The following is a 14262-nucleotide window of genomic DNA, read 5'->3' on the forward strand; positions in this document are numbered from 1 at the left end:
ACATCTATCACTACTTTTTGTCGAAATTATATAGATACTTTATTAATTTCGGTAAATTATGGTTGAAAGTTTAGCGTTTTCACAAAAAAATACAAAAAAAGAACTCCCGAAACATGTTCAGGAGTTCTTTTTCTGGAAATATGCAATTGCATGAAATGAATTAGATACCAGCTTGAGCTTTCAATGCATCAGCTTTGTCAACACGTTCCCACGGCAAATCCAAATCTGTACGGCCAAAATGACCATAAGCCGCCGTTTGTTTGTAAATTGGACGACGCAGATCAAGCATACGGATAATACCCGCAGGACGAAGATCAAAGTTATTGCGGATAAGTTCAACAAGCTTCTCTTCGCTTACTTTACCAGTACCATAAGTATCCACGTTGATGGAAACTGGGTTAGCTACGCCAATTGCATAAGCAAGTTGGATTTCTACTTTGTCAGCAAGGCCAGCTGCTACAAGGTTCTTCGCAACGTAGCGTGCTGCATAAGCTGCGGAACGGTCAACTTTGGTAGGATCCTTACCGGAGAACGCACCACCGCCATGACGAGCGTAGCCCCCGTAAGTATCAACAATAATTTTACGTCCTGTCAAACCAGCGTCACCTTGCGGTCCGCCAATGACAAAACGTCCTGTTGGGTTAATGAAGTATTTCGTTTCTGAATCAAGTAATTCAGCTGGAACAACCGGTTTAATAACGTGTTCCATAATGTCTTTTTGAATTTGTTCAAGTGTTGCGTCTTCAGAATGTTGAGTAGATACAACAATCGTATCCACGCGAACTGGTTTGCCGTCAACATACTCAATGGTAACTTGTGTTTTACCGTCTGGACGAAGGTAATCTAAAGTACCGTTTTTACGAACTTCGGAAAGACGGCGTGCAATACGATGAGACAACGCAATCGGAAGCGGCATAAGCTCTGGTGTTTCGTTCGTTGCAAAACCGAACATTAGACCTTGGTCACCAGCACCGATATTTTCAGTTTCTTTGTCCACTTTCTCAGGATCGCGGCTCTCAAGTGCTGCATTCACGCCTTGAGCGATATCCGCAGATTGTTCATTCAGGGAAGTCAGCACTGCACAAGTGTTATAGTCAAAACCATATTTCGCACGGGTGTAGCCGATTTCTTTAATCGTATTGCGAACGATGGATGGAATATCCACATATTCAGATGATGTACTAATCTCACCAATAACAAGAACAAGACCAGTCGCTACAGAAACTTCGCAAGCTACACGAGCATTTGGATCGTTTGCCAAAAAGGCATCAAGCACCGCATCGGAAATTTGGTCACAAATTTTATCTGGATGACCTTCGGTTACGGATTCTGAAGTAAATAAGTGTCGCCCTTTAACGGACATGAATGATCAACCTCCCATATGGATAGTATGGCAATTGCATATAGGATTTACACAAAAAATGAACCTTTTCCGAAGTGGAAAAGGTTTGCTTATCAATCCTCAAAAGTCATATTAACGTATTTGTCAACCTATGTCAATGAAAGAAAAATTGAATAAAATGATGTTGAATCCTATACTTTATTGGAATAATTGCTGTTCAGCCTGTCTGACTAGCCGTTTTGTAATTTCACCGCCAACGGAGCCATTTTGTCTTGACGTAAAATGTCCGGCATAAGAACTGCTGTAAGAGCCGTCGGTTGTACTGCCAAGTTCTGAACCAAATTCTGTGTCAGCGCCGCTACCGCTACCATAGCCTCCTACAAGGCCAAATTCAGCAGCGATTTCATTCTTCATTTGATCGAGCATCTGACGGCTCTCAGGTACAACCTTACGATTACTGCTTCTTGCCATAATCAATACACCTCCTGCTTCATGTCACTGCAAGAGTATTATGTGTGGTCATGAGCCCAAGCATCCTGATAAAAGTTTGTTACTTCTGGCAAAGTCAGTCTGTTTACTGCGCTTTTTGAATTTCATATCCGCCACGGACCATAACGATGAGACCATTATTCTGACCGGATTGAACTTGAATTCCCCGCCCATCTCTTGGATACGATAATAAATGGTTATTTACCGCAGATTGACCATTCTTCACATCAATTCCATCCGTCAAATCTGCCACCCCATTAGCATCTGGGCTATATATAACGGCTTTGCCGCTGCGAACAATAAATTCGGCTCCAGCTTTCGCAATCAATCTCTCTCCTGGATTCACATTTACAATCTCTACAGAGTTAACAGCTGGAGTCGCTGAGCTTCCTGTCCCTGAGCCTGAATTTGTATTCCCAGAGTTGCCACCAGTACTCACTCCACCGCCTAGCGCCTGGCTAATTTGTTGATCTACGTAACTCTTTGTTACGACCGGATCATCAGCAGTTCCAGGTTGATTGCTTACGCTCGCTCCATCTGCTGTCGTATTTAATATCGTTCCTAATCCAATTCCACCACCAACAAGTACAACAGCCATTGCTGTTTTCCAAACGTTTCTCATCATTTGCCTCCTCTGTTAGTCTACTATTCTATTAATGATAGAGGTTTATGATAGAAGGGACAAGTCTAAATAGGCAAAAAATCTCCTTAACCAGGAGATTTTTTGCTTATCAAATTTTATCAAAATTTAATTATTTTGAATTCGTATAATATGCCACTTGGTCACCCAGTCTAATACGATTTCCTTCGAATTCATCATATAATGTAAGCTGTACAACCCCGCTCTTATCTAAGTCGGAACCATTCATTGAAAAGCTGTAACTTTGGCTAAGTGCTACTTTGAGATCTGAACTTATAACAAGTTCTTTCTCGAATTTCTCACCACTTGAATCTCTTATCTCAAGAATTAGTTTATGTTCATACGTTCCCATATCATAATCAAGATTTTGCAGCAGATCATAATTAAATTTTACATTAACAGTAGAAGAATCATTAAGAGATAATTGTAACCCATAAATCGATAGCGTATAAGGGAACAATTCGATATTTTGCAGCAGACTATTCGATGAAGCATAAGCTGCACTTAGCTTCATTGCAGCAGCATTCACATATCCATCAGATGTCCCCTTAATCGGAGTCAATTTATTTTCTGTAATCCCTTCACCAACGATTAACTGCATATCAGTTACGGATACTTTCTTCGGAATTTTACTCCACAGGGTCACGATATTTTTCCCTTGAGGACTTGAAGCATGATCAATTTGGTTTACATCTGCTTTAAATATCTGGCCAGTGCTTGATTTAAAATACCCTACAATCTGCGACATATCTACTGGACGATCCTCCAAATTGTCAACTTCCAGCTGTGTGTAAATAATATTTGAAGTATCCCCTTCATAGACCCATGTCTTACGCTCTTTAATATCCGCTCCATGGCCTTCTGTATTCATACGATAGTTTGAACCTGATGGAACAGCCTGAAGATCTCTTAATGTCCCTAGATTTGTAAGCTGAATCCATTCGTTGCTTTCTTCCCCAACTTTTTTGTTGAGCGATATTTGAAGTTGACTGAAATCCAAATCAGTTGGAAGCTTAGTGACTACATACACTTGTGTTTCCATCTGAGGTCCGAGCAGAGTAGAAGCTTGACTCGTTACCAGTCTCGTTCCCGCGCTGACTTTTGCTGAATCAACTTTTAATACCCCTTCTAGTTCTGGGAGTTGGACGGTCTTAAATCCTTTATTTCGGATTGTAAACTTAGCTGAGACTAAATCTCCATCAACCCACGGTAATCGTTGTACAGAATCAAGTGTAACTCCATAAACTCCATTGTCATCTTGAATTTGATTCTCTACACCCAGTGCATTTTGCATAGGTGTTGGTTCTGGCACATCAAAAATACCAACTGAATAATTAAACTGTGCATTCTTATCTTCTGTCTCAACAGGTAAATTCATATAGAGCTTGTACTGACCTCCTGCTAAAGAAGAAGGTATGCTCGCTGTTAATCGAATTGACTTCTCTTCTAACGGATCTAAGGTTACATTGTCTAATACTTTCGTATCTATTGGATAGGAATAGCCACTTTCCGTTTGAATAACAAAATTATATTTTGGAACGATTACTTGCTTGGAACTTGTATTACGCAGCATCACTTGGATAGCTAGATCACTCACATCGAAGCTTTGGTTCAGTGCAGCTGTTACTATTCTAGCTTCAATCTTCTGACTGCCGACATTTATTGTTTTATCTTTATATGCTTCTACAACGAGATCCTGCTTATTCGCTTTAGGAAGCTGCATCGTAGCTACAGGTACACTTAATTTTAATGAATCATCATCTTGGATAACCTGCAGTTGCAAATTATTGAGACTCACGGTTTTTGGAATTCTAGCTACAAGATTAATCATCTTATTGTCCTGCGCCTGTATATTGTAACCTTTGCTTGTTGTATCCGCTGTTAGAGGAAAGTTGGTACCGCTTGCTGTACTGATTACGTATTTAAGATTCGGATCCTCAAACTGCTTGTATCCTACATTTTGCAAATTTAAGCTCACGCTTAAGTTATTGTAATCCCCATCGGTATATACAGAAAATTGATCAGCCTTCACTTTGACTGGATTGTTATTAATTCTAATTTTCTTCACTTCATTAACTGGAGTCGAGGTTACATATGAAGATGGAACATTAAAGAAACCAATACTATCCTCAAAATCAGGTCTGCTGAAATCCCATCTTATAAGCTGGAAGTAGATATCACTAATTTTAAGGTTTTTTCCAATTTTAGCCGCATATGTAATCGTTGTAGAGGCTCCTGGCGCCACCGTTTTCTTGTCTTTGTCAGCTGATATTAATTTTACACTATAGAAAGTGCCTGTTTTTGTCTTGACCTTTGTCCAATAATCATTCAGCAGAATGTTCTTGTTGTCATTATTTTGGAAAGTTACAGTGAACGATAGTATATTTCCATCATCTTGGGAAAAAATATTAACATCGGTAAGTTTGACAGTACTCTTTGAAGATATCTTTATCGGAGCTAGATCATTGATGGTTTTTACAACAGATTGAGTGGGTTTCGTTTGTTTTGCAGTTGTTTTGGGAGCAGTCTTCACTGCTGTTGATGGAGCTGCTGCACTAACAGTCGGTTGCACCAAAAGAGCCGTTACTAATAGAGCATTGGTCAATTTGGATTTATTCACTGGGCTTTCCTCCTATAGTTCTATTGGAACTTCTACTGAAATAGACGTATTCTTCCAGTTAAAGTTTCGCATATTCACCCAGAATTTGGATTACATTTTTGTCATTTCCTGAATTGATTTTGGCTAAATAAAAAGAAGCCCGCCAAAGGCGGACTTCTTCATTCATAATATATTAGTTCAATATATTAAGGAACTTTTACTGCTTCAACTTCGATAGCGTCGCTAGCGTTAACTACGTTACCAGCAGCATCTTTGATGAAGCGAGGGTTTTGGATGCTTACAGTAATTACGCCAGTTTGAGCAGTTCCGAAGTGTACTGTCAAATCAGCACCAGAAACTGTAACTGTGTAGTTAGTAAGAACATTACCATCTTTATCTTTGATTACAAGATCTGTAGGTTCATTACCATTCAATGTTGTATTCAATGCTTCATTGAATGTAATTGTAACTGTAGATCCGTCAACAGAGCCAACAACTTTAGCTACGCTAGCTGCAGTTTTGTCGATAACTCCTTGAGTGAATGCTGCAATTGGAACGCCAGCTGGAGTTGAAGTGGATGGGTTAGCATTTGTAGATACAGTAACTGCACTACCTTTGAACATACCATTGTCATCCAACTTAGAGTTATCAGCAAGTTTCAAGATCACGTTTGAACCATCTACTGTTGCAGAAATTACAGACAAATCTCCGTAAGTTGCAGAAGTAACTCTGTAATCTCCTGTAGATGCAGTTCCACTCAACAACGTTTTATCGAATGTTACTTTCAAAGTATCGTTATCTGTTGCATATACAGCTTGAGCAACTGATGCTGTTGATGTTCCGATATTAACATCTTGAGTCAAACCTTGAAGTTTATTACCAGCAACGTCAGTTACTAGAGCAACACGAACTTGGTTCACAGTATTAGCTGGTGTAGTGGATGGCAATGTAATTACAACAGATTTACCATCTGGAGTAATATTTACGAAGGAACCGTCTGGAAGAGTAGTCCACTTGTAACCACCTGCACCGTTTGGAACAGAAATCAAGTATTTGCTAGGATCTACTGCAGAACCAGCACCAGTTGTAGCTACCACTTCATCAAAAGTAAGAACAAGTTTGTTATTTCCGTTACCAACTACGAAATCACCAGTTGAATTAACATTTGGTCCAGTTGCGTCGCCAATTGTTAGTTGTTTGCTGTAAGGAAGCAATACATTTTTCAATGTAGTGTTATCACTTACACCAGATACTTCTAGTGTGTAGTTGCTGCCTTCACTCAAAGCTGTAGCAAGAACAACTTTCACTGTCTTGTTATCAGATTGAAGTGTAGGGTATTTCAAGTTGCTTACCACTTTACCATCTTTGTCTTTGATGACATAGTTGGATGCAGTTTCAGCAGTTGCTTTGTCCAAAGATTTGGAGAACTTGATAGTGATTGTTTTGTGAGCATCGTCAAGTGTTGCATTTACAACTTCTGGACGAGTTTGATCAACTACTGGAGATACTTGAACTTTAGTATCAGCTGCAATTGCGTTACCAGTGTAATCTTTCACACCAGATACATAAAGGTCAGTAGTGTAACGAATTTCTTTACCAGTGAAGTCAAATTCGAAAGTATCATCGGAAATTTGATTTACAGTAGTACCAGCATATTGTTTAGTAGTACCTTGCAACCAGTAAACGTTAGATCCAAGAACTGTAGAAGGATCAACAGGTTCGCTGAATTTCAAAGTTACTTTTTCAAATGTAGCGCTTTGTACAGAAACTGTAGGAGCTTGAGTATCTTCAACTACATTAAATTTGTTGCTTTGTGAAAGAGATTTGAATCCAGCAAAGTCAGTTGCACCACTAACAGTCAGTGTATGTTCACCGTTTGAAAGAGCAGAGTACAGCTTCAAGATTACAGTGCTGCCGCTAACAGTTGTGTAACCTACAACTGGGTTGCCATCTACTAACAAGTTAGCTGCGTTAGCAGTATTGATTGGCTCGCTGAAGGAAATTCTAACTGTTTTGTTTCCAAGAGCTTGAACGTCAGTAACTGATGGAAGAGCTGCGTCTACTGGATTAAATTTGTAATCAGTTGTGCTAAGCACTTTGTCTCCAGCTTTCACATTGCTAAAGGACAATTTGTATTCATCTTGGTTAGTGAACACTTTGCCGCTAACAAGAGTCAACTTAACGGACTTAGCATCGTCTGCTACTACTGCAGAAGCGATACCATAAGTAGCGCCGCCCACGGATGCTACGATACCGTAGTTGTCAGCATCACCAGCAGTTGCTTTATCAACAGTTCCGTCAAATTTAACAGTTACTTGTTTCAAGTTGTCAGCTGTTACACTTTCAACTTTAGTAGCTGAAGTTACAACTGGTGCAGGTGGTGTGTTAACAAGTTGATCAGCTTTGAATGCTGCTTCTACAAGCATTCCGCGAGTTGCGTTGCCTTTGAAGTTAGCATCAGCAGGGATCAAACCAGCGTCAACCGCTGCTTTAACATAACCTTTAGCCCAGTCAGAAGCGCTGTTGTCAGCAGTAGCTGGAACTTCAAGTTTCAAAGCGATAGCCAATACTTTAGCTACTTCTTGAATTGTTACGTTACCGTTAAAGTCAAAGATTTTCTTAACGGAATCTTTACCTTGCATCAAGCCAGCAGCTGTAACTGCTTCGATGTAAGGAGCTGCCCAGTTTTTAGGGCCATAGTTCTTATCTTTGTAGGAGTAAACTCCAGTTACTTCTTTAAGTCCAAGAAGTTTAGTAAGAACTTTAGCAAATTGTGCACGAGTCATGTTGTCTTCAAGGTGTGCAGATCCATCTGGCAAGCCATTGAATACACCTTTTTGAACAAGTGCGTCATATTGTTGTTGTGTAGATGGTGCGGAATTGTCACCGAATGCTACAGATGCAAACATGGAGAATGCCATTGCTGTAGACAAAGCGACGGATAAAATTTTCTTCATAACCTTTTTTTCTCCTCCTTGAATATCTTTCATGTCATAAGAGTTTTCTTTAGTGTAGCTCATGTTACTCATTAGCCGATACACCTCCTTTCTCGAGTTGAGCATGTAAGCTATAAATAATGTCTGTGATAATTCACAGAAACTTGTAACCTACAGAATAATACTTATGTAGTAGATTCCTAATTCTACCTTTGTATTATACAATGAGTCTGAGGTGTCGTAAAGCTATATTTTTCTAAAAAATAGACATGTTTCATGCTTTAGACAATGTTGGGTCAGTTCTCATTGTTTTCTGTTCTACATCTTAAACGTTGAAGGTTTTAAAAAGTTGCAGATTCAGAAAAATTTTTTTAATTTTTTTTCATATAAAAAACGATGCCTTAAAACACGGGCATCGTTCTATTTGTTATTATCGTATTTTCATTGCCAGTTGAATGATTCTGGCTCTCATCTCTGGGTTGTTTTCTAAGTTACTGTACATTTGATCAATCGGTTGTTGATTCGTTTTGTATGTTTTGTCGTTTTTAATGGCTGTATGAGACCATTCAATAAGTTCATTTTCGGCATTCGTCAATTCGCTGTACGCATCATGAAACCCTGTCTCAAGTACTAAGCCTTCCATAACCTCTTCTGTAATTTCTGTCGTTTTACGAGTTTCTGCAATCTGTTGCTCTAGCACTTTCGCTCTATCATCAAATTTCTTCTTAGCTTTCATGTAAACAACTTGTGCCTTAGATAAAATCGGTTTCATTAGATAGCATTCACCCTTCAAAAAATTGTGTTTACCGCTATTGTATCTTAAACTTTAATAAAATTCAAAATACTTACATAAATAATATCTTAAATATTCACATCATTAATAGTAGAAAAGACTTCTATTTTAATGTTCAACTACCAAACCATTCTTGAATCAAATCAAAGACCTGTCTACGAAATTCACTCGGTAGACAGGTCTTTCAAATGTTAGCTCAAGTTTTTAGGGAATATCTTCGTACTCTTCTTAAGCAGTTCTACCGCGATTTTACCCGCTTCTGCTCGAGTAAGTATGCCTTTTGGATTAAAGCTGTATACAGGCTTCTTCTGTCCAGGAAGAGTAGTCGGACTGCCTTCCATAATCTTAGCTTTTGATACAGCGTCGATCGCTGGAAGTGAGTAGTAGTCCATACTGCCTGAGTCCGTAAATGCCTTCGCTAGGTTAGATTGAAGTTTACTGTCATTGTTGGCCATCTTTAATTTGAGAGCTCGAGCAATCATGACAGCTGCCTGTTCACGAGTGACTGGTTGATCAGTTCCGAAGAAACCATCGCTCAGACCTGTTACAATACCTGCTCTCGCTGCAGTCTCAATATGCTCGAAATCCCATGTTCCTGAACGTGCTCCTGGAACGACATCCGTAAAGGTCGTGTCGTTACCGTTGTAATTAAGCGGGATATTCAAACCTTTAACAAGCAACGTTGCAAATTCACCGCGGGTTGTCACATCGTCAGCACCAAATGCATCGAACTTAAGGTTGTTCATAATGCCTTTGGAATATAGACCATTCAGATAGTTACGAGCCCAAGGGTGATTCGTAATGTCTGCAAAACCTCTGCGCAGTTTCATTACTGTATAATAACCGAACTCATCAAACGGAACTGAAATCGTATGATTCTTCGTATCAACTTCACCGCCGACATTTTCCCAAGAACCATTGTCTGTATAACGGAAAACAGTGACTGTAGAACCTACTTCATCGACAACGCTTGGATCAAATTTCAGTTTCAGCGTACCCCGTTTGGATGGTACCAACTTGCGATCAAGCGGCATTTCCGTGAAATTGCCTTCGATCGAGTAAGGAGCTAGACCGTTGGTAGATGGCTTGTACGAGACCGTACCTTTATTGCCTTGTTCGCCAACACCCCCATTGATCCAATAAATATCGGATACTCGGCTAAAGTTATTCGTTGACGCCGTCGAATTGAAACGTTGTACTAAATAATCAGGAATAATGATCGTGCTTGCTCCGCCCGTTGTACGAGCATCTGGATTTACGTTAATCACATTTCCATAATCGTTCTTTCTTTCCACTACTCCATCTAATGGGTCAGCGATTCCGAATAATATCTTATTATCAGGATAGAACTTCGTTGTATTTCCAGTGAGTACATTTGCGCTTTGCAGTACAGTTCCTTTCGGGAATGATAATTCAAGACCCTTGTTAAATACACTGTATTTCGTACTTGGTTTTTCTGCCATGAACTGAGAATCAATAGCGACCTCACTCGCATAATAAACGCTAACCGTGTCACTCAGCTTCGTATCTTGACGAACAATTTCAATTTTAATTGGCGTCCATTTATCAGGCTTCAAACCTACAAAATCATAAACGAAACGATTGTTCATATCTGGACGTTTCGTTGCCGGCTGTTTATTAACAGTAACTTGTGTAGCACCTTCTGCTTCAATGTCGAAGCGAACGAAGTTTTTGTTCACAATAATTTGATTTCCTACTGTTGGCTGTGGTGACAAAATACGATAAGGAGACACTTCACGTACGATTTCCAAACGTTGGTTCGTACGAGCACCGGTGCTATTTACTAGTTCGAGATTATACACATGGCTGCCTGGAGCAGCAAATGGGATATCTCTAATACGCAAGATGAAGTCCTTTTGATCACCAACAAAATCATAATAATAGGTTGTACCTTGGAAAGTGAAAGTACCGTTAAGAATAAACTGCCTTGTCCCTGCTGCCAAATTAATTGGCGAACCTGTAGATGTGAAGAACAGCTGCGTACCTAAATTCAAATTGATCGTTGATGCTCCGCCGCCGCGCAATACGAGATCGTACGATTTTTCACTCGTCACATATTTATCCGTTTTATATATGAATTCAGGCGTAACCGCAAAAATATTAGCAAGCTTCGCAGCAGGGTAGCTTACAGGATCTCCTGGATCTGCGTCAACAAATGGTTCACGCGTTGGACTAGCTAATACAGGCATGAAATTCGTTATATTGGACACATTCGTATCGATGATGTAAATACGAATTTCTTTGCGAACTTGTCTGACATTGCCGGCTCCGTCCATTGAATCTCCTGTAAATACAATGCGATTCTCACCAAACACAAGTGGTCCAGACGCACTAATATTCAAATCCAGGTCGAAATCCGGAGTAGCGGTTGTGATAGAACCTAGAATAGTATCCGGTCCATCAGTACCATTTACTAGCTTACTGCCATCAATGCCATTGATAAAATATTGTGCATTTGAGATGTTTTCAAACCCAATATATTTACCTGTAATTTTTAACGAGTTCGTATTTCGTGAGTCGAAAGTATAAGTCTGTCCATCGTAAAGATTAGCGACATAAATATAGTTTTTAGATACATACGATATGTCAGCATTATATGATGATGTTGAGCCCGAATAATGGAAACGAACCTTCTGTTGACCATTAGAGAAGCCCGTAACTTGATAAACCTGTTGATTACCGACCGTTGCAACTAATGTTAAAGTCAAGGCTTTAGTTCCTAGCGGCAAATAATCAGCCATCAATGCTGTTGTAGGAGCTTTATCTGCAGTAGCTAAAATGTAAAAATCTGCTTTATCAACTTCTGCACCATCAAGCGGTACTTGTGTCACTGTCGCAAGATTGTTATTTGAAACAGGGTCATAATCAGGCAAATACTTCATATCTGTAATTTGTGTTTCACCCGGCAAATATTTGAATGCTCCGTTATATGCAGAGCTAATGATGCTTCCGTAAGTAATCGTGACATCTGCCCTTTGACTTGATAATAAAGTCCCTGAAACTGGATCTGTCTGGAGATTATACGGTGCTGTTATTAAAGTTACTAGTCGGTAGGCCGGCGTAATCCCATCAGCACCCGGAATAATAACCTCATCCGCTGCTCCACCAATCGTAACACCATCTGCTTTCAAGATATTAAAGCCCACAGTCGTTCCGTTCACAGTGACCACGCCATCTGTTGCCACTGGATTTGCTCCATAAGGAACAAGCACTTGCATCTTAATTTGCGCAGTTGTATTACCTGAGTTATCTGTTACAGTTGCTGTTTTATCCAGTATTGGATAATTAGCAGAGTTATACACCAAATCCATACTCGTAAATGGTTTATTTTTATCAAAATAATACACAGCTCGTTGTATGGTGATCGAATCCGACGCATTCTGTGCCACAATCGTTAAATTGTTCAGGCCAGAGGACAAATTCAATGCAGGTGTAAAGAATGTGCCGTCTGTCAACAATGAAGACAAAATTGGAGTTCCACCGTTGATGGATACGGTCACCTTGGTTGAATTTAAAGCTTGTCCTTGTAAAGTAATGGATTGTTTATCAACGACAACTTGCGTTCCTTCATTCAAGTTTACCGCGCCTGATCCACTGCCAAAGACTTTTAGATTTTGAACATATGGAACTTTGTCATACAATACATAAAATACGTCCGAGCGTTCAACACCGCCCTGCATACCCGAAAATGTAATTTTGTTAAAACCAGAGAACAATTGCAAATTGCTAGCGATAAACTTATTCGCATTATTAGGGTCTGCTACGACAATTCCTGTTGTAAAATGAGTGCTGTCCGTTACCCAATTGACTCCAGTAGGAATCGCAGGTACAGAACTGAGCTGTTCAATTTTGACCTTCATCGTATCTTTGGCAACATATGAATACGCACCTGTAATCGTTAGCCCAGGGTTGTTCGTCGTATACACATTGCTTCTAGTTATTTGATTCGCTCCAGCTGCTGCATCAGTGGATAACAACGCAGTACTACGGATTGCTGTAATATCCGGAATAAAATAGGTTGCAGCTGATGCCGCGTTCGCTTGCCGAATAAGCCCCGCAGGGAACATCGAAATGACTAGTGTCAGTAATACAAACCATATAAATGGTCGTCTGAGACGCTGCATATTATGAATCTCTCCTTTTCGCCATGTAGTCTATTATCTCTTTTATCGGTCATGAACCTACAAAATTTTAGTAAATCCGCACAAAAAAACCTTATTCCTGACACGGAATAAGGTTTGGGTTACATATATAAAATTAATAATAGCTTAGAAAATGACTTAGGATTTCGATCTCGTCTCAGCGTCAGTCTTCATCCGAAAACGTGCTAGAAGATCGAGAACAGGACGTCTTGTTTTACCAATGAGTCCGATAATCTCTGCACCGATTTGCATGAAGAACATCATAATACAAATAACGACAAAGGTTACCCAGTTCGCTGCATACAGCGCAGCTGATGATTGAATAACAGCAAGCACTCCGAAGAATGCTGCGATTCCGTAGATAATGAGTACTGTCTGACGATGGCTGAATCCAATTTCACGCAAGCGGTGATGCAAATGCCCTTTGTCTGGAGAGAAGATTGGTTTCTTCTGCATCCAGCGGCGAACAATCGCAAAGAATGTATCTGAGAGCGGAACTCCAATAATAATGAGCGGAGTGATCAGAGATACAATCGCAATCTGTTTGAAGCCGAGCATGGACAGCATCGCTAGCGAGAAGCCCAGGAACAGCGATCCCGAGTCACCCATAAATATTTTGGCAGGATGGAAGTTAAAGAATAAGAATCCAATGATCCCGCCGAGCAATAGTAAGCAAAGTAAAGAGATAGTGGTATTCCCCATAATGAGGGACATGACGAAAATGGTACTAACGGCAATGCCAGACACTCCAGCAGCCAGTCCGTCTAATCCGTCAATTAAGTTAATTGCGTTCGTCACCCCAACGATCCAAAGAATCGTAAGCGGAATGGCGATCCAATTTTCAAGTGAAGAATAATTGTTCTGGAACGGAATATTTACAAAAACAACTTTAATATCATATCCAAAAACGACGATGCACGCCGCTGCAATTTGCATCACAAATTTCAATTTAGCAGAAAGCTGAAACCGGTCGTCCAGCGCACCGAGAAGCATAATCATAGAACCGCCAACGACAAATGCTTTAATGAAGTTAGTGTCCCGCGCCGAGAATACGTCCGGAATGAAGGGTAGAATCATAACGAGTGAAATCATAAACGCCAAATAAATCGCTAGTCCGCCCAGCCTTGGCATAATTCTCGTGTGTACTTTTCGGGCATTCGGCACATCGACAGCACCTATTTTCACAGCAAACATCTTCACTGCAGGTGTCAATGATAATGCCAACGCTAAAGCGATTATAAATCCAACGATATAGATTGGTAACATGTTATTGTTCAACCCCCATTTTTTCTACCGCATT

The 14262-nt window shown here is 40.0% G+C and carries 8 protein-coding genes; all 8 read right to left on the reverse strand.

Translation table 11 applies throughout. From position 1 onward, the window contains the following. Positions 1-160: 160 nt before the first annotated feature. The 8 genes from metK to J2Z20_RS07685 all read right to left on the reverse strand — a co-directional run bounded on the left by metK (position 161) and on the right by J2Z20_RS07685 (position 14228). On the reverse strand, positions 161-1363 hold the full coding sequence (metK, locus tag J2Z20_RS07650) for a methionine adenosyltransferase (protein WP_209847676.1): 1203 nt from the start codon (positions 1361-1363) through the stop codon (positions 161-163). A 177-nt stretch (positions 1364-1540) separates the two neighbouring features. Beyond that, positions 1541-1813, reverse strand: a complete 273-nt coding sequence (locus tag J2Z20_RS07655) for an alpha/beta-type small acid-soluble spore protein (protein ID WP_209847679.1) — start codon at positions 1811-1813, stop codon at positions 1541-1543. 103 nt (positions 1814-1916) lie between these two features. After that, positions 1917-2453, reverse strand: coding sequence for a hypothetical protein (locus J2Z20_RS07660; RefSeq protein WP_209847682.1), 537 nt, complete (start codon positions 2451-2453; stop codon positions 1917-1919). Between the two features lie 130 nt (positions 2454-2583). Further along, positions 2584-5091: a hypothetical protein gene (locus J2Z20_RS07665; protein ID WP_209847685.1), complete on the reverse strand. Its 2508-nt coding sequence runs from the start codon at positions 5089-5091 to the stop codon at positions 2584-2586. Between the two features lie 185 nt (positions 5092-5276). After that, positions 5277-8099, reverse strand: coding sequence for an Ig-like domain-containing protein (locus J2Z20_RS07670; protein WP_209847688.1), 2823 nt, complete (start codon positions 8097-8099; stop codon positions 5277-5279). A 337-nt stretch (positions 8100-8436) separates the two neighbouring features. Next, positions 8437-8778 carry a hypothetical protein gene (locus J2Z20_RS07675; RefSeq protein WP_209847690.1) on the reverse strand — a complete coding sequence of 114 codons (342 nt, stop codon included), beginning with the start codon at positions 8776-8778 and terminating at the stop codon, positions 8437-8439. Positions 8779-8990: 212 nt separating this feature from the next. Next, positions 8991-12944, reverse strand: coding sequence for an S-layer homology domain-containing protein (locus tag J2Z20_RS07680; protein ID WP_209847693.1), 3954 nt, complete (start codon positions 12942-12944; stop codon positions 8991-8993). A gap of 156 nt (positions 12945-13100) precedes the next feature. Next, positions 13101-14228: a glycosyltransferase family 4 protein gene (locus J2Z20_RS07685; protein WP_209847697.1), complete on the reverse strand. Its 1128-nt coding sequence runs from the start codon at positions 14226-14228 to the stop codon at positions 13101-13103. Between the last annotated feature and the right edge of the window lie 34 nt (positions 14229-14262).

This window comes from Paenibacillus sediminis (assembly GCF_017873765.1).
GTDB classification, from domain to species: Bacteria; Bacillota; Bacilli; order Paenibacillales; family Paenibacillaceae; genus Paenibacillus_AG; species Paenibacillus_AG sediminis.

Excerpts from the sequence above, each read along its gene's own strand:
- J2Z20_RS07655 (WP_209847679.1), bottom strand. The coding sequence starts at position 1,813 with ATGGCAAGAAGCAGTAATCGTAAGGTTGTACCTGAGAGCCGTCAGATG.
- J2Z20_RS07670 (WP_209847688.1), bottom strand. The coding sequence starts at position 8,099 with ATGAGTAACATGAGCTACACTAAAGAAAACTCTTATGACATGAAAGAT.
- J2Z20_RS07685 (WP_209847697.1), bottom strand. The coding sequence starts at position 14,228 with ATGTTACCAATCTATATCGTTGGATTTATAATCGCTTTAGCGTTGGCA.
- metK (WP_209847676.1), bottom strand. The coding sequence starts at position 1,363 with ATGTCCGTTAAAGGGCGACACTTATTTACTTCAGAATCCGTAACCGAA.
- J2Z20_RS07680 (WP_209847693.1), bottom strand. The coding sequence starts at position 12,944 with ATGCAGCGTCTCAGACGACCATTTATATGGTTTGTATTACTGACACTA.
- J2Z20_RS07675 (WP_209847690.1), bottom strand. The coding sequence starts at position 8,778 with ATGAAACCGATTTTATCTAAGGCACAAGTTGTTTACATGAAAGCTAAG.
- J2Z20_RS07660 (WP_209847682.1), bottom strand. The coding sequence starts at position 2,453 with ATGAGAAACGTTTGGAAAACAGCAATGGCTGTTGTACTTGTTGGTGGT.